General features: G+C 68.0%; 17 protein-coding genes. 11 read left to right on the top strand and 6 right to left on the bottom strand.

From position 1 onward, the window contains the following. Positions 1-456: 456 nt before the first annotated feature. On the bottom strand, positions 457-999 hold the full coding sequence (locus VBO01S_RS03465) for a hypothetical protein (protein WP_062470501.1): 543 nt from the start codon (positions 997-999) through the stop codon (positions 457-459). A 123-nt stretch (positions 1,000-1,122) separates the two neighbouring features. Here VBO01S_RS03465 and VBO01S_RS03460 point away from each other — a divergent pair, with 123 nt between their 5' ends. Beyond that, complete coding sequence (locus tag VBO01S_RS03460; protein ID WP_062470498.1) at positions 1,123-2,094, top strand: LysR family transcriptional regulator; 972 nt, start codon at positions 1,123-1,125, stop codon at positions 2,092-2,094. A gap of 50 nt (positions 2,095-2,144) precedes the next feature. On the opposite strand, the gene VBO01S_RS32625 is transcribed toward VBO01S_RS03460, so the two are convergent. Then, a complete protein-coding gene (locus VBO01S_RS32625) occupies positions 2,145-2,318 on the bottom strand; it encodes a hypothetical protein (RefSeq protein WP_167394953.1) in 174 nt (57 codons plus the stop codon). A gap of 129 nt (positions 2,319-2,447) precedes the next feature. Here VBO01S_RS32625 and VBO01S_RS03455 point away from each other — a divergent pair, with 129 nt between their 5' ends. Next, on the top strand, positions 2,448-3,254 hold the full coding sequence (locus VBO01S_RS03455) for a metallophosphoesterase (protein ID WP_062470495.1): 807 nt from the start codon (positions 2,448-2,450) through the stop codon (positions 3,252-3,254). A 16-nt stretch (positions 3,255-3,270) separates the two neighbouring features. Here VBO01S_RS03455 and VBO01S_RS03450 read toward each other — a convergent pair whose 3' ends face one another. Further along, positions 3,271-4,005, bottom strand: coding sequence for a GntR family transcriptional regulator (locus tag VBO01S_RS03450; RefSeq protein ID WP_062470492.1), 735 nt, complete (start codon positions 4,003-4,005; stop codon positions 3,271-3,273). Between the two features lie 297 nt (positions 4,006-4,302). Here VBO01S_RS03450 and VBO01S_RS03445 point away from each other — a divergent pair, with 297 nt between their 5' ends. From VBO01S_RS03445 to VBO01S_RS03410, 8 genes are all read left to right on the top strand, one after another. Continuing rightward, positions 4,303-5,640, top strand: coding sequence for an aromatic ring-hydroxylating dioxygenase subunit alpha (locus VBO01S_RS03445; protein WP_062470490.1), 1,338 nt, complete (start codon positions 4,303-4,305; stop codon positions 5,638-5,640). Between the two features lie 9 nt (positions 5,641-5,649). Next, the gene (locus VBO01S_RS03440) at positions 5,650-7,095 is read left to right on the top strand and encodes a glutamine synthetase family protein (RefSeq protein ID WP_062470487.1); all 1,446 of its coding nucleotides are present in this window, start codon (positions 5,650-5,652) and stop codon (positions 7,093-7,095) included. Positions 7,096-7,103: 8 nt separating this feature from the next. Beyond that, entirely contained in the window at positions 7,104-7,427 is a 324-nt protein-coding gene (locus VBO01S_RS03435) for a 2Fe-2S iron-sulfur cluster-binding protein (RefSeq protein ID WP_062470484.1), read from the top strand. Positions 7,428-7,524: 97 nt separating this feature from the next. Then, positions 7,525-8,727: an ABC transporter substrate-binding protein gene (locus VBO01S_RS03430; RefSeq protein WP_062470481.1), complete on the top strand. Its 1,203-nt coding sequence runs from the start codon at positions 7,525-7,527 to the stop codon at positions 8,725-8,727. Between the two features lie 36 nt (positions 8,728-8,763). Then, complete coding sequence (locus tag VBO01S_RS03425; protein WP_062470478.1) at positions 8,764-9,624, top strand: branched-chain amino acid ABC transporter permease; 861 nt, start codon at positions 8,764-8,766, stop codon at positions 9,622-9,624. Continuing rightward, positions 9,621-10,583, top strand: a complete 963-nt coding sequence (locus VBO01S_RS03420) for a branched-chain amino acid ABC transporter permease (protein WP_062470475.1) — start codon at positions 9,621-9,623, stop codon at positions 10,581-10,583. Before VBO01S_RS03425 ends, VBO01S_RS03420 begins: the two co-directional genes overlap by 4 nt. Further along, a complete protein-coding gene (locus VBO01S_RS03415; RefSeq protein WP_062470473.1) occupies positions 10,580-11,359 on the top strand; it encodes an ABC transporter ATP-binding protein in 780 nt (259 codons plus the stop codon). Before VBO01S_RS03420 ends, VBO01S_RS03415 begins: the two co-directional genes overlap by 4 nt. After that, positions 11,352-12,080, top strand: coding sequence for an ABC transporter ATP-binding protein (locus tag VBO01S_RS03410; RefSeq protein ID WP_062470470.1), 729 nt, complete (start codon positions 11,352-11,354; stop codon positions 12,078-12,080). The genes VBO01S_RS03415 and VBO01S_RS03410 overlap by 8 nt, the downstream gene beginning before the upstream one ends. 4 nt (positions 12,081-12,084) lie before the next feature. Here the strand turns inward: VBO01S_RS03410 and VBO01S_RS03405 are convergent, their stop codons facing one another. From VBO01S_RS03405 to VBO01S_RS03395, 3 genes are all read right to left on the bottom strand, one after another. After that, positions 12,085-12,432 (bottom strand): hypothetical protein, encoded by a 348-nt coding sequence (locus VBO01S_RS03405; RefSeq protein WP_062470467.1) that lies wholly within the window; start codon positions 12,430-12,432, stop codon positions 12,085-12,087. 101 nt (positions 12,433-12,533) lie between these two features. Continuing rightward, on the bottom strand, positions 12,534-13,703 hold the full coding sequence (locus VBO01S_RS03400) for an ABC transporter substrate-binding protein (protein ID WP_062470539.1): 1,170 nt from the start codon (positions 13,701-13,703) through the stop codon (positions 12,534-12,536). 85 nt (positions 13,704-13,788) lie between these two features. Then, the gene (locus VBO01S_RS03395) at positions 13,789-15,381 is read right to left on the bottom strand and encodes a phospholipase D family protein (RefSeq protein ID WP_062470465.1); all 1,593 of its coding nucleotides are present in this window, start codon (positions 15,379-15,381) and stop codon (positions 13,789-13,791) included. A gap of 96 nt (positions 15,382-15,477) precedes the next feature. Between VBO01S_RS03395 and VBO01S_RS03390 the strand changes: the two genes are divergently transcribed. Continuing rightward, entirely contained in the window at positions 15,478-16,707 is a 1,230-nt protein-coding gene (locus VBO01S_RS03390; protein WP_062470462.1) for a spore maturation protein, read from the top strand.

Genomic DNA, 16,707 nt, shown 5'->3' with positions numbered 1-16,707 from the left:
CCTTCGATTATGCACTGTTTTCTCAAACCGCGTCAACTTTCGAAGACTTTCTTCACCACTCACAACCAACACTCCTGAGAGCACCGGTCGCTTCAAACACCAGAGGTATTCAGCAGCCAAGCCTGTCAGTGTATGTCATTTTGGGTGCCGAAGCCAACACGAGATGAAAAGAATCTTGCAGTGAGACCGCTCCACAGCTTGCCGCGTCTTCAGGCACCGCTTGATCTCACTGCGCTCCCCAGGAGCGACTCCATTCGCCCCTATATATATAGAGGCGTACGCTCCCCCAACTAGGGCGCCATTGAGCAACTCCCGCAGCGCCTCTATGACAGCAGAGACATTCACCAACCTGCATCGGCTCCGCCCCCAATGAAAAAGGCCCGTCGGACATACGTCCGACGGGCCTTTGAACCAACTCAACTACAGCCGGCCACTCAGCGCCCGGCCCAGCCTTGCTTAGTAATAGCGCGAGCTGTTCATGCGGCGCATCGCTTCGTACAGCGTGGGCATGCGCACTTCTTGCGAACGACGGTTCATGCGGGCCAAGGCGTCGACCTTGGCGACGGCCTCAACCGACACGACGTCGTCCGACTGCTGGCGCCACACTGCGGCTTGCAGCTCTTGCATGATGCGCGGGTCGCTCTGGGCGGTCGCCAGGAAGCGGGCGTCTGCACGCGCTTGTGCACGGCGCTCAGCAGCTTCGCGCCACAGGGTGGCCAGGCTGCTCTTGCGGACCGAGCCGACGAAGAGCGCGAACAAGGCGATGGCGGCGACGCAGAACACAGTCCATGCGGCGAGCAGCGCGCCTTCGTCCCAATTGGAGACGATCTTGTCGGCGACCACGAGCACGGCGGCCGCGAGGGCCAGCACGAACAGGGCGATCAGCGGACGGGCGCCATGGGCGCCGGCACGGGCGGCCTGGATCTGGCCGAAGAGAATTTCGGCGCGACGGACGCCGGGATGTTCGGTGGGTTGGTCAACGTGGACAAAGCTGGTCATGATGCATCCCTCCTGGGGATAAGTGGTAATCAGTGGTGGCGAACAAGGCCGATGACCCAATATTAGGGATTACCCCAGTGTTCCGCCACTTTATCTTTCTGATGTTTATCATTCATATCGCTGATGGACGTCAATTTCCGCACATTCGACCTCAACCTGCTGCGCGTCTTCGACGAGGTGATGGCAGAGCGCAACCTCACGCGCGCCGCCCGCAACCTCGCGATCACCCAGCCGGCCGTAAGCAACTCGCTGCGCCGCCTGCGCGAATTGCTGGGCGACGAGCTGGTGCGGCGTTCCGGTGCGGGCGTGGAACCCACGCCGCGCGCGCAAGCCCTCTGGCCGACGGTGCGCGACGCCTTGCGCCAGCTGCAGCACACACTGGCGCCCGGCGAGTTCGATGCCGGCACCGCCGACACGACCTTCCTGCTGGCCATGGCCGACGCCACGGCCGCCGAGCTCATGCCAGGCCTGGTGAAGATTGCGGAAGAAGAAGCCCCGGCCATCTCGCTGCGCGTGCTGCCGCTGACCACGCGCGACCCGCGCCGCATGCTGGAGCACGAAGAAGTCGACATGGCGATCGGCTACTTTCCTGCCGTGATCGCGAGCCTGGCGGCGCGCGGGCAATCAGGGGTGGGGGTGCCGTTCGAAACCCAGCGGCTCTACCTGGGCCAATATGTCTGCGTGATGCGACGCGGCCATCCGCTGGCCAGCGCACCGCTGACGCTCGACAGCTACTGCACGGCGCGGCACCTGCTGGTGAGTTTTTCGGGGCGGCCGTACGGCTTCATCGACCAGACGCTGGGCGCCATGGGGCGCGAGCGGCGGATCGCGGTGACGGTGAACCAGTTCTTCACCGCCGGGCGCGTGGTCGCAAATTCGGACCTGCTGGCGGTGCTGCCGCGTCACTTCGTGAGCGTGACGGGCATCGAGAATCAACTGGTGGTGCGGGACCTGCCCTTCGACCAGCCGCCGGTGCATGTGGATGCCATCTGGCACCGGCGCGCCCAGCATGGGCATTCGCACGAGTGGCTGCGTACGGCGCTGTTGCGCTCGGCGGCCGCGGCGTTCGCGGGCTCGGTCCACGGACAGGCGTGACCTGCCCTTGGATCCCGGGTGCGCCGCACGGGGCGGCGCGCGTCAGCGAATTACCTGACGACGCTGAGCCAGGCGGAAGCCGCCGCACGCAGTTCTTGCGCGTGGTGCGCACCGCGACCGGCACGGCTGTCGGCGCTTTCCATCAGCGCAGCGGCGTGGCTGGCGGGGGTCTGGCTCGGCGACGAACGGAAGAAACGGGCCACTTGGGCAAGAAGACTGAACATGACGGTGCGCGGCTTGTGGCTGCGACGGGGTTGATTAACGATGGATGTAGATTAAGGGTAATCCCTAGTAAAGCAAGCCCCAGGTTATGCATCTCACGCATAGTGCGATTCACCTAGACTGACCCGACGATGAAGCTGCAACTGCTCTCCGACCTCCACCTGGAATCCCACCCGAACTTTCATGCCGACCCCATCCCGGGCGCCGACCTGCTCGTGCTCGGGGGCGACATCGGCTCCTACCAGGAAGGCTCCCGCCTGACGGACACCGATTTCGGGCTGGGCCGCTTCTCGCCGCGCAAGGGCTGGCCGACGCCGGTGGTCTACGTGCCGGGCAACCACGAGTACGACAACCTCGATTTCGACGCGACGCATGCGCGCCTGCGGTCGCTGTGCGACGAGCTCGGCATCCTCTGGCTGGAGCGCGAGACGCTGGTCATCGAGGGCATCCGCTTCATCGGCACCACGCTGTGGGCCGATTTCGACGCGCTGGTCGAGCCCCGCGACGGCCTCGCCGAGGCGCTCAAGAAGCGCGGCAAGGCGATGCGCGCGGCCGATTTCTACCTCGAGAAGATGGCCGGCACGCGCAACGGCAAGCCCTTCATGTCAGTCGAAATGAGAGAGCAAGCACTCACCTGCCAAGCCTGGTTGCGCGATGCGCTGGCCCAGCCTTACGACGGCACGACGGTGGCCATCACCCATTTCGCGCCCAGCCTGGCGAGCGCCGATCCGCGCTACGGGCTCACGCCCGGCACCGCGGGTTTCTGCAATTCGCTCGACGAGCTGCTGCCGCACGCACAGCTGTGGCTGCACGGCCACCTGCATTGCCCGTTCGACTATGTGAAGGACGGTTGCCGCGTGGTCGCCAATCCGCTGGGCTACCGCAGCAACGGCGAACAAGAGGGCTACCAGCCCCAATTGCTGATCGAAATCCGCTGACCGGCCGTTGCGCCGCTCAGGCGGTGCGCCCCTTGGCCACGAGCCGGATGCCCGGCATGAGTTCGGCCGCGAGTTCAGGCCGCTCCAGCGCGTAGTCGAGGTTCATGCGCGCGATCTCGACGTGCTCCTCGCCAAGCGCCTGCGCGCGCGAGCCCTGGCCGCGCTCGATGGCCTGCACCATCGCGTGGTGCGTGCGGTGCGCCTGGCGCATCCATTGCTGGCCCTCCTCCATCGACGACTGCATGGGCAGCATCGCGCTGGGCGCGGCGAAGGGCTGGCCGCCGAGCATGTCCATCACGCGCTTGAGCGCAAGGTTGCCGCAGCCTTCGAGGATCAGCCGGTGGAAGCGGTCGTTCATCTCGACGTACGCCGCGTAGTCGTCGATCTCCATGCTGGGCTTGTTGACGGCGCGGTCGCCGTCTTCCAGGCAGTCCTTCAGGTCGCGCAGCAGCTGGCGCGACACGCCGTCTTCCGCCAGCAGGCGGGCGGCAAAGCCCTCGATCACGCCGCGCACGCGGATGGCGTCGGCCACTTCCTGCGAGGTGAAGCGGCGCATCTGGTAGCCGCCGCTGGGCGACTGCTCGATGAGCCCTTCGTGCTCGAGGCTGGCCAGCGCCAGGCGCACCGGCGTGCGCGAGGCCCCGAGCTTCTCGGCCAGCGGGATCTCGGCCAGCCGCTCTCCAGGCACGAATTCGCCCTTGAGGATCAGGTCGCGCAGTTGCACGAGCACGCGGGATTGTTGGGAGTCCATCGGGAGGCGCCAGGGCAACAAGGAGAGGGATGAATGGGCGGATTCTAGGAGACCCGCCCACCACTGCACACAGCATAGCCAAACGGGCGCGGTTGTTGCATGCACCGCAAACAGAAGTGTGTCAAAAACACACAACCACCTCAGCGTTAACCCTATATGTGGCCGCTTCAAGCCCCGAAACAGGGCGAATCGGCCGATGAAAGTTTGACCTTTGTCAAAAATCACCAAGACAATGCATACAACTGCATGCAATGCCTGCAGGCCTTCTGACAAAGACCTCTCGATGGAGCCCGCACGATGATCAGCGCCGAGCAAAACGATTTCATCACCCGCGTCGGACCCGGCGCGCCCGCCGGCAAGCTGCTGCGCCGCTACTGGCAGCCGGTGGCCCTGGCCGACGAACTGGCGGGCCCGCGCCCGGTCAAGCCCGTGAAGCTCATGGGCCAGGACTTCGTGCTGTTCCGCGACGAGAGCGGCCAGCTCGGCATGCTCGACCGCGACTGCCCGCACCGCGGCGCCGACCTGGCCTTCGGCCGGCTGGAAAACGGCGGCATCCGCTGCGCCTTCCACGGCTGGCTGTTCGACGCCAAGGGCAACTGCCTGGAGACCCCGGCCGAGCCCGCCACCAGCAAGCTGTGCAGCCGCATCAAGCAGTCGGCCTACCCGGTGGTCGAGAAGGCCGGCATCGTCTTCGCGTACATCGGCGAGGGCGAGCCCCCGGCCTTCCCCGACTTCGACTGCTTCGTCGCGCCCGACAGCCACACCTTCGCGTTCAAGGGCCTCTTCGAGTGCAACTGGCTGCAGGCGCTCGAGGTGGGCATCGACCCCGCGCACGCCTCGTACCTGCACCGCTTCTTCGAGGACGAAGACACCTCCGGGAGCTACGGCAAGCAGTTCCGCGGCGCCTCGGCCGACTCCGACATGCCCATCACCAAGGTGCTGCGCGAGTACGACCGCCCCGACATCAGCGTGGAGCCCACCGACTACGGCTTCCGCCTGAAGGCGCTGCGCAAGCTCTCCGAAGACACCACCCACGTGCGCGTGACCAACGTGGTGTTCCCGCAGGCCTTCGTGATCCCGATGAGCGCCGAGATGACCATCTCGCAATGGCACGTGCCCGTGGACGACACGCACTGCTACTGGTATGCCGTGTTCACCAGCTTCACGGGCCCGGTCGACAAGCAGCAGATGCGCGACCAGCGCCTGAAGCTGTACGAGCTGCCCGACTACACCTCGCGCAAGAACAAGCGCAACAACTACGGCTTCAGCATCGAAGAGCAGCTGACCGAAACCTACACCGGCATGGGCGACGACATCAACGTGCACGACCAGTGGGCGGTGGAGTCGCAAGGCGCCATCCAGGACCGCACGCGCGAGCACCTGGGCAGCACCGACAAGGGCATCATTGCCTACCGCCGCGTGCTGGTGAAGGCCATCGAGGCCACGCTGGCCGGCGAAACCGCGCCGATGCTCATCGACGCCGCGCAGGCCAGCGCCATGACCGGCCCGCCGTCGATCGACGGCATCGGCAAGGTGGTCGACGAAGCCGCCACCGAGGCCTACTGGCAGGACGCCGACCGCGCGCGCCGCCTGAAGTCCGACTGGGCGTCCGCACGTCTGGCCGCCACGGCCTGAGCACGCGCCATGAACAGCCACACCTTCGTCGACCGCTTCGGTCTCTGGTCGGCCGACCAGCATGCGCAGGCGCGCGAACTCGTGCGCCGCATCGACAGCGGCGAGGTGGACACCGTCCGCTTCGCCTGGCCCGACCAGCACGGCCTGCTGCGCGGCAAGACCCTGGTCGCGAGCGAGGCGCGCTCGGCCCTGTGGGAGGGCGTGAACCTCACCTCCACCCTGCTGGCCAAGGACACCTCGCACAAGACCGTGTTCCCCGTGTTCACGCAGGGCGGCGGCTTCGCCATCGAGGGCCTGCAGGGCGGCGCCGACTTCACCATCGTGGCCGACCCCGCCACCTTCAAGGTGCTGCCCTGGGCGCCGCGCACCGGCTGGATCCTGTGCGACGCCTACATGGCCGACGGCCGGCCCTGCCCCTTCGCGACGCGGCAGATCCTGCAGCGCGCGGTGACGCAGCTCGACGAACTCGGGCTGGACTTCATCGCCGGCCTCGAGGTCGAGTTCCACGTCTTCAAGCTCGAAGACGCGCGCATGGGCCTGCCCGACTCGGGCCAGCCCGGCGAACCGCCGCGCGTGTCGCTGCTCTCGCACGGCCACCAGTACCTCACCGAGCTGCGCTACGACCGCGTCGACGGCCTCATGGAGTTGCTGCGCTCGCAGCTCGTGGCGCTCGGCCTGCCGCTGCGCTCGCTGGAGATCGAGTTCGGCCCGAGCCAGTTCGAGCTCACCTTCGGCCCCACGGCCGGCGTCACACCCGCCGACACCATGGTGCTGCTGCGCAGCGCCATCAAGCAGATCTGCCAGCGCGCCGGCCTGCACGCCACCTTCATGTGCCGCCCGAAGATCCCGAACGTGATGTCCAGCGGCTGGCACCTGCACCAGTCGCTGCGCCGCAAGAGCGACGGCGTCAACGCCTTCATGCCCGAGCCCGGCGGGCGCGACCTCAGCGAGATCGGCATGCACTACCTCGGCGGCCTGAAGGCGCACGCCTGCGGCGCGGCGGCACTGGCCAGCCCGACGATCAACGGCTACCGCCGCTACCGCCCCTTCTCGCTCGCGCCCGACCGCGCGATCTGGGCCCGCGACAACCGCGGCGCGATGCTGCGCGTGCTCGGCGGCCCGGGCCAGAACGCCTCGCGCGTCGAGAACCGCGTGGGCGAGCCGACGGCCAACCCGTACCTGTACCTCGCGTCGCAGCTGTTCTCGGGCCTGGACGGCATCCGCCACCAGACCGACCCCGGCCCCTCGGCCGACGCGCCCTACGAAACACCGGCCGAACAACTGCCGCGGTCGCTCGGCGACGCCCTCGCCTGCCTGCGCAAAGACGAGATGCTCAACGCGCAGATGGGCAAGACCTTCGTCGACTACCTGTGCCACATCAAGGAAGCGGAGATCGCCCGCTTCAACCTCGAAGTCTCGGAGTGGGAACACCGCGAGTACTTCGACATGTTCTGAACCCTTCAATGCCCACGATCCACTACATCCTCAAGGACGGCACCACGCGCGAGGTCGACGCCAAGGTCGGCGCCAGCGTGATGGAGACCGCCATCCGCGGCAACGTGCGCGGCATCGACGCCGAGTGCGGCGGCTGCTGCTCGTGCGCGACCTGCCACGTCTACGTCGACGACGCGTTCCTCGAACTGCTGCCGCCGCCCGACGACATGGAAAGCGCGCTGCTCGATGCCGTCGCGTCCGAGCGCCGGCCCGGTTCGCGCCTGAGTTGCCAGCTCAGCGTAAGCGCCGCCCTCGATGGCCTCACGGTGCGTGTGCCCGATACACAGGTCTGACCAGCGCGTCGGGCATCATCGCCCGCGGCCAAACATCCGGTTACAAGCCAGCGGCGCCCGTACGGCGCATTCCACTCCCACTGAAAGGCGTTTTTTCATGACGACGACGATGACCAAGCGAACCCTCCTCTCGACCCTGCTGCTCGCCGGCCTCGGCATGGCGGGTGCCGCTCAAGCCCAGACCACGGAGCCGCTGCGCATCGGCCTCATCGCGACCTACTCCGGCCCCTACGCCGACTACGGCCGCCAGTTCGACGCCGGCATCGCGCTGTACCTGAAGGAGCACGGCGGCAAGGTGGGCGGTCGCACCGTCGAGATCATCAAGAAGGACACCGCCGGTCCCGCGCCCGATGCCGCCAAGCGCATCGCGCAGGAGCTCATCGTGCGCGACAAGGTGAACGTGCTCACCGGCCTGGACTTCAGCCCCAACGCGTACGCCGTGGGCGCCATCGCCACGCAGGCCAAGATCCCCACGCTGGTGATGAACGCCGCCTCCTCGGCCATCACCACCAGCTCGCCCTACGTGGCGCGCCTGTCGTTCACTGTGCAGCAGGTCACCGACCCGATGGCGCGCTACATGCTCAAGCAGGGCGTGAAGGACGCCTACACCGTGGTCGCCGACTACGCCTCGGGCGTCGATGCCGAGACCGCGTTCAAGAAGGCCTTCACCGCCGGCGGCGGCAAGGTCTCGGGCGAGGTGCGCACGCCGATGAACAACCCCGACTTCTCGGCCTACGTGCAGCGCATCAAGGACGCCAAGCCCCAGGCCGTGTTCTTCTTCTTCCCCTCGGGCGTGATGCCGCCGGCCTTCCTCAAGGTGTGGAAGGAGCGCGGCATGGAGCAGGCCGGCATCAAGCTCTTTGCCACCGGCGAAGCCACCGACGACAGCTACCTGGACGCCACCGGCGACGTGGCGCTGGGCCTCGTGACCAGCCACCACTACTCGTTCGCGCACAACTCGCCGAAGAACCAGAAGTTCGTGAAGGACTTCGCCGCCGACAACGGCACCAAGCTGCGCCCGAGCTACTTCGCCGTGACCGCCTACGACACCATGGCCGCCATCGACCTGGCGCTGGCCAAGACCAAGGGCGACACCGCCGGCGACAAGTTCATGGACGCGCTCAAGGGCCTGAGCTTCGAGAGCCCGCGCGGCCCGATCGAGATCGATGCCGCCACGCGCGACATCGTGCAGACCGTCTACATCCGCAAGACCGAGCGCGCCAACGGCCAGTTGGTGAACGTGGAGTTCGACAAGTTCGAGCGCGTCAAGGACCCGGCCAAGGAAGCCGCTCCCAAGTAAGCCAACGCCAGCCAGCACGCAGCAAGCAGGAAATTCATGGGTATCGTGATCTTCGATGGGGTGGCCTACGGCATGCTCCTGTTTCTCATCGGCGTGGGCCTGTCCATCACGATGGGACTCATGAATTTCGTCAACCTCGCGCACGGCAGTTTCGCGATGGTGGGCGGCTACGCGGCCAGCGTGCTCATGAACCAGTGGGGCCTGGGCTTCGGGCTCTCGCTGGCGGCGGCCTTCGTGGCGGCGGCGGTGGTGGGCGCGGTGCTGGAGTTCGTGTTCTACCGGCGGCTGTACCGCGCGCACCCGCTGGACCAGGTGCTGCTGTCGATCGGCGTGGTGTTCGTCTCGATCGCCGCCTTCACCTACTTCTTCGGCCCGACGATGCAGCCCTTCACGCTGCCAAAGGCGCTCGAAGGCCAGGTGTCGTTGCTCGGCCTCGAAGTGGGCCGCTATCGCCTGTTCCTCATCGGCTGCGGCGTGGCCGTGCTGGTCGCGCTGCTGCTGGGCCTGGGCAAGACGCGCTACGGCGCGATGGTGCGCGCCGCGGTCGACAACCAGCGCGTGGCGGGCGGCACGGGCATCCACGTGCAGCGCCTGTTCTTTCTGACCTTCTCTCTGGGCTGCGGCCTGGCGGGCCTGGGCGGCGCGCTGAGCCTGGGCATGCTGGGGCTGGAGCCGTCGTTCCCGCTCAAGTACCTCGTCTACTTCCTGATGGTGGTGTGCGTGGGCGGTGCGGGCACCGTCACCGGGCCGTTCATTGCGGCGCTGCTGGTCGGCATCGTCGACGTGGCGGGCAAGTACTACCTGCCTGAAACGGGCGCCTTTCTCATCTACGTGTTCATGATCGTCATGCTGCTGGTGCGCCCGAACGGCATCGTCGCCAAGAAGGGGCTCGCATGAAGCCGCTGAGCCTGTCCCCCGCACAGCTGCGCGTGGCCGAAATCGCCTTCTGGCTCGCGCTCGCGTCGAGCTTCTTCCTCTTGCCCGACAAGCTCACGCTGATGAGCCAGATCATGATCTTCGGGCTCTTCGCCGTGTCGCTGGACATGGCGCTGGGCTACGCAGGCATCCTCACCGTGGGCCACGCCGCCTTCTTCGGCGCGGGCGCCTATGCGGCCGGCCTGCTCGCCAAGTACGGCTGGAGCGAGCCCTTCACCGGCCTGGCGTTCGCGCTCGCCGTGTGCGGCCTGCTGGGCTACGTGCTGAGCTACCTCGTGGTGCGCGGCGCGGACCTCACGCGGCTGATGATCACCATCGGCGTGTGCGTGCTGCTGTTCGAGCTGGCCAACCGGCTCTCGGGCATCACGGGCGGTACCGACGGCCTGCAGGGCGTGGTCATCGCGCCGGTGCTGGGCCTGTTCGACTTCGACCTCTACGGCAAGACCGCGTTCGGCTATGCCTTCGGCGTGGTGCTCGCGATGTTCCTGCTGGTGCGGCTGGTGCTGCGCTCGCCCTTCGGCCTGGCGCTGCGCGGCATCCACGACAGCCGCAAGCGCATGACGGCCATCGGCTCGCCGGTGGAAGCGCGCCTGCGCATGGCCTACGCGATGTCGGCCGCCGTGGCCGGCGTGGCGGGCGCGCTGCTGGCGCAGACCACGCAGTTCGTCGGCATCGAATCGATCAGCTTCAACCGCTCGGCCGAAGTCCTGATCATCCTCGTGCTCGGCGGCACCGGGCGGCTGTACGGCGGCCTCATCGGCGCCATCGTCTACATGCTGGTGCACGACTGGTTCGCCGACATGAACCCGCAGTACTGGATGTTCTGGCTCGGCATCTTCCTGATCGCGGCCGTCATGCTCGGGCGCGGCGGGATCATGGGCGCGCTCTCGCGCGTGGTGCGCACGGGGAAGACGCGATGAGCTCGACCACCACCACCACCACCACGCACGCGCTGCGCACGCAGAACCTGGGCATCCGCTTCGGCGCCTTCCAGGCTGTGAGCGACGTCAACCTGTCGCTCGAGCCCGGTGCGCGGCAGGCGCTGATCGGCCCCAACGGCGCCGGCAAGACCACGCTCATCAACCTGCTCACGGGCGTGTTCAAGCCCACCAGCGGCCAGATCCACCTGGGCGCGCGCGACATCACGCGCCTGCCCGGCGACAAGCGCGCCCGCATGGGGCTGGCGCGCACCTTCCAGATCAACACGCTGTTCCCCAGCCTCACGCCGCTGCTGTCGGTGGTGCTCGCGATCAGCGAGCGCGAAGGGCTGGGCGCCACCTGGTGGCGGCCGCTCAAGGGCTGCACCGCCGTGTTCGACGAAGCGCATGCGCTGCTGGCCACGCTGAAGCTCGACACCCTGGCCGACGTGCCCGTGGCCGAGCTGGCCTACGGCAAGCAGCGGCTGCTCGAGATCGCGCTGGCGCTCGCCGCCAAGCCCCGCATCCTGCTGCTCGACGAGCCCGCCGCCGGCGTGCCGGAGGACGAGAGCGGCGAACTCTTCGAAGCCATCGCGGCGCTGCCGGCCGACATCAGCGTGCTCTTCATCGAGCACGACATGAAGCTCGTGTTCCGCTTTGCGCGCCGCATCTCGGTGCTGGTGGGCGGACGCATCCTGACCGAAGGCACGCCCGCCGAGATCGGCGCCGACCCGCGCGTGCGCGAGGTCTACCTGGGAAGCTCGCACCACCATGGCTGAAACCGCCGCACTCGCCTTCGACCGCGTCACCGCCGGCTACGGCAACGCCGTGGTCCTCGACCGCCTCGACTTCTCGCTGCGGCCCGGCGAAAGCCTGGCCATCCTCGGGCGCAACGGCGTGGGCAAGACCACGCTGCTCGAAACGCTGATGGGCAACACCCGCGTGATGCAGGGCGCGATCCGCTGGCAGGGCGCCGACATCACGCGCTGGCCCGCGCACCAGCGCGTGCGTGCGGGGCTGGGCTGGGTGCCGCAGGAGCGCGAGGTGTTCCCCTCGCTCACGGTGGAAGAAAACCTCACGGTGATCGCCCGCCCCGGCAGCTGGACCTTGCAGCGCGTGTACGAATTCTTTCCGCGCCTGCGCGAGCGGCGCGGCAACTACGGCAACCAGCTCTCGGGCGGCGAGCAGCAGATGCTGGCCATCGGCCGCGCGCTCATGACCAACCCGAAGCTGCTGCTGCTCGACGAGCCCATGGAAGGCCTCGCGCCGATCATCGTGGAAGAGCTGGCGGCGGCGATCCGGCGCCTGTGCGAATCCGAAGGCCTGGCCTCGATCGTGGTGGAGCAGCACCCGGTGCTGGCCCTGGACATGACGCACCAGGCGATCGTGCTGGAGCGCGGCACCGTCGTGCATGCCGGCCCGAGCGCGGCGCTGGCGGCCGACAAGGACTTGCTCGAAGGCCTGCTGGGCGTCGGCATCGCCGAGGCGCCGGCCGGCTGAGCCGTCAGGCCAGGCCGATCCGCCGGGCCCGCACGAAGAAACGCCACGACGCCAGCCCCCCGGCGATCAGGCTCACGCCCCACGACAGCCACACGCAGGTGTAGAGGATGAAGGCCAGGCCGACGTCCACCACGGGCGCCAGGAAGGTCGTGTCCTTGCCGAACAGCACGTGGGTGCCCAGGCCCCACCACACGAAGTACGGCAGCACGGCCAGGCACAGGCCGTAGACGAGGCTGGCCACCAGCGGGCCGAGATGCTCGCGCAGCACGGCCCAGCGCACGAGGAAGAACAGGGCCAGGTCCAGCAGCACCAGGGCCAGCAGGCCGAGGCCCAGGATGAGTTCGAGGGTCATGGCCGCACTGTAAGCACGCCGGCCCGCGACAGGGCCATGCGTGTGCCGGCGTACCGGCAGGCGCTACCGCGCGCCGCAGCGCGCGGTACGCCTCGACCGCATCAGCTCAGCATCTGCCCGCGGCTGCCGATCACGGCCACGTCCACGAACTGGCCGCCTTCGCGGTTGGAGCGGCCGTAATTGATCTTCACGCCACCCAGGTCGAAGTTCTCGATGCTCGCCATGCCGCCGAGCACGGCGGCGCGCGTCGGCGCGGGGCCGGCGCGGCGCAGGCCCTCGGCCAGCACGGCGGCGTTCATGTAGCCCTCCAGGCTGGTGAGCGAAAAATCCTTGGTGCCGTTGGCCACCATGTCGGCCTGGTAGCGGCGCACGATCTCGAACTTGGTCGAGTACGGCGACGGCACCACGATCACGAAGCCCAGGCCGCGTGCCAGGTCGCCCATGGCCGACAGCGCGCTGGCCGTGATCGACAGGCCGTAGGCCGAGCTGCTGTTGCCCGCGCCGCGCAGCGCCTTCAAAAACACCGGCGCCGTGCCGGCCAGGCCGACCACCACCACCTGCGGCTTGGCCTTGGCGATGGCCTCGGCGGCCGGGCCCACTTCCATGCTCGTGGTGTTGGGCGTGGTGGCGATCACCGCCGGCTCCAGCTTGGCCTTGGCCAGCGCGTTCTTGAACGCCGCCAGCACCGACTGGCCCAGCGGGTCGTTCGAATGCACCAGGCCGATGCGGGTCTGGCCCAGCACGGCGGCCGTGCTCACCAGCTTGTCGACCTCCTGGTCGTAGTTGGCGCGCACCCAGAAGGTGTTGGGCGAGGTCTTCTTGCGCAGCGCGATGGTGCCGGTGATCGGGCCGACCACGGCCATGCCGGGCACCGCGTCCATCACCTCGGCGGTCTGGCGCGTGCCCAGCGGGTGCACCAGCGCGAGCACCGAGCTGTCTTTTTCGAAGGCCAGCGCGTTGGCCTTGGCCACCTCGGGCTTGAAGGTGTCGTCGGCCATCACGAGCTCGACCTTGCTGCCGTGGATGCCGCCGGCCTTGTTCAGCGCGTTGAAGAATGCGGTGGAGCCTTGGTACAGCCCCTGGCCGTTGGCCTTTTCGACGCTGCTGTTGTCGAAGGTCGTCCCGATGCGGATCGCACGGTTCTGCGCGAACGCCGGAAATCCCAGCCCGACGCCGGCCGCGGCGGCCGTCGTGGCGGCCAGCCCGGAAAGGGCGCGGCGGCGGCTGGTGGAAAGCGGCGCGGTCGACTCGCGCGGCACGGGGACGGTCATGATCAAAGCCTCCAATAGTCGGTGACAAAAGTTCACATTTCAAACAGAAATGTAACGCACCTCACTGGATCGGTCATGACAAACCCTAGAGCAGCTCCTCGCCCACGATGGGTAAAAGCAGCCAGTTCTTGAAGCGCAGCCAGAGGAATTCGCCCGGTTCGTCCTCGTGCACGATGTCGCCGCCGGCATCGTCGTATTCCAGCCACTGCACGCGCCGCCCGCCCGGCGCGAGCCGCAGCCGGTAGCCCAGGTTGACGCGCTCGCCGTTCATGAGCTTGTCGTAGTCCTGCACCAGCCGCGGGCTGTCGATCACCAGCCCCATCTCGGTGTTGACGGCGGCCGAGCGGTGGTCGAGGTTCATCGAACCGACGAAGAAGCGCTCGTCGTCCACGATGGCCAGCTTGGCGTGCAGCCGGCTGATCGACTTGCCGAAGTCGCCGAAGCGCCCCGAACGCCCGGTGAGCGTGGGCGCAATCTCGTAGATGGTGACGCCGATCTTCAGCATGTCGGCGCGGTAGCGCTCGTAGCCCGCATAGGCCAGCGGCTCGTCGGTGGCGCCCAGCGAATTGGTGACCACCGTGATGCGGCCGCCGCGCTCGATGGTCGCCTTCATCATCGCCATGCCCCGCGCGCCCGGAATGAAGTACGGCGAGCCGATCTTGACCTCGTGCTTCGCCGCCTGGATCACGCCGAGCGCGCCCTCGGTCACGCTGCCGCCGTAGGCCGCCTCGGCCTTGCGCGTGATCTTGTCGGGGTCGTCCACGAACAGCGTGGCCGGGGCCCAGTAGCGGTCGATGCGGCCGGTGGTGAGCTGCTCGCCGAGCGGCGACTTGTTCAGGATGTCGCGCTGGCGCATGGGCACGTCGGGCACGGCCGCGCGCGCCAGGGTGTCGAAGCGCCGCTGAGCTTCTTCCACCGGCACGCGCCGCGGCGCGATGCGCTCGATGGGCCAGGCGTGCTCGCTGTTCCAGTAGCGGTCGAAGCCCTCGGACATGCGGCGCACGATCGGCCCGCTGGACAGCACGTCCATGTCGATGAAGTTCGCCGCCGTGCTGCGCATGAAGTACTCGTTGGCGATGTTGCGCCCGCCCGAGACCGCAAAGCTGTTGTCAGCCACCAGCAGCTTGTTGTGCATGCGGTGGTTGATGCGCCCGAAGTCGCCCAGCGAGAACAGCAGCCGCGCGGGCAGCGAACCGGCGCGCGAGGGCAGCGGGTTGAACAGCCGCACCTCGATGTTCGGGAAGGCCGAGAGGCTGCTGAACACCTCGTCCTCGCCCGCCGTGTACAGGTCGTCCACCAGCAGCCGCACGCGCACGCCGCGCGCGGCGGCCTCGCGCAGCTCCTTGAGGAACAGCAGACCGACGTCGTCGTTGCTGATCAGGTAGTACTGCACGTCGAGCGACTTCTGCGCATGCCGCGCCAGCGAGATGCGCGCATCGAACGCGAACGCCGCCTCGGGCAGCAGCCGGAAACCCGACAGCCCCGCCGCCCCGCCCTGCGGCGCGTCCTGGGCGGCCAGCCGGCCCAGGTCGGTGTCGGCCACGTCGGTGATCGCGTTCGTGAGCACCGGGTGCGGCTGCGGCGGCGGCAGGCTGGCGCAGCCCGCGAGCCAGGCAATGGCCAGCCCGCTCGACACCAGGGCGACAAAGCGACGAAGGCGGAACAGGGCGGCGGCCATGGGTCGCACTGTAGCGCCGCAGAGCCCGGCCGGGGCGGCATGCCGCCCTATGATCAACGGCACACACGGCAGCCAACGAAAAGAAGGAAAAAACGCGTGCTCAATGGGTTGTGGCTGGGGTTCTTCGGGATGGCGGCGCTCGCAGCGCTGGGACGGTGGCTCGTCGGCGGCGACCCGACCGTGTTCGCGGCGCTGGTCGAAAGCCTGTTCGCGATGGCGCGGCTGGCCGTCGAGGTGATGGTGCTGCTGTTCGGCACGCTCACGCTGTGGCTGGGCTTCCTGCGCATCGCGGAAACCGCCGGCCTCGTCGGCTGGCTGGCGCGCCTGCTCGGGCCGCTGTTCCGACGGCTGATGCCGGGCGTGCCGGCGGGGCATCCGGCGCTCGGGCTCATCACGATGAACTTCGCGGCCAACGCGCTGGGGCTGGACAACGCCGCCACGCCGATCGGCCTGAAGGCCATGCGCGAGCTGCAGCGCCTGAACCCCGACCCCGTGACGGCCACCAACGCGCAGATCCTGTTCCTGGTGCTCAACGCCTCGTCACTGACCTTGCTTCCCGTCACCATCTTCATGTACCGGGCGCAGCAGGGCGCCAGCGACCCGACGCTGGTGTTCCTGCCGATCCTGCTGGCCACCAGCGCCTCGACGCTGGTGGGCCTGCTGTCGGTGGCGGTGGTGCAGCGCCTGCGGCTGTGGGACCCGGTGGTGCTGGCCTACCTGGTGCCGGGCGCGCTGCTGCTGGGCGGCTTCATGGCGCTCCTGGGCACGCTGTCGGCGGCGGCCATCGCCTCGCTGTCGTCGCTGCTGGGCAACCTCACGCTGTTCGGCGTGATCATCGTGTTCCTGGCGGCCGGCGCGATCCGGCGCGTCAAGGTCTACGAGGCTTTTGTCGAAGGCGCGAAGGAAGGCTTCGACATCGCGAAGCACCTGCTGCCCTACCTCGTCGCGATGCTGTGCGCGGTGGGCGTGCTGCGCGCCTCGGGCGCGCTCGACTTCGCGCTCGACGGCCTGCGCTGGCTGGTGCAGGCGGGCGGCTGGGACGCGCGCTTTGTCGACGCCATGCCCACGGCGCTCGTCAAGCCCTTCTCGGGCAGCGCGGCCCGCGCCATGCTCATCGAGACCATGAAGACCCAGGGCGTCGACAGCTTCCCCGCGCTGGTGGCCGCCACCATCCAGGGCAGCACCGAGACCACGTTCTACGTGCTGGCGGTGTACTTCGGCGCCGTGGGCATCCAGCGCGCCCGGCACACCGTGGCCTGTGCCTTGCTGGCGGAGCTGGCAGGGGTGGTGGCTGCGATCGCGGTCTGCTACTGGTTCTTCGGCTGA

It is taken from the genome of Variovorax boronicumulans NBRC 103145 (genome assembly GCF_001591345.1).
Taxonomy (GTDB): domain Bacteria; phylum Pseudomonadota; class Gammaproteobacteria; order Burkholderiales; family Burkholderiaceae_C; genus Variovorax; species Variovorax boronicumulans.
Note: the sequence above shows the minus strand (reverse complement) of the source record. Positions and strands in the feature narration are given on the sequence as shown.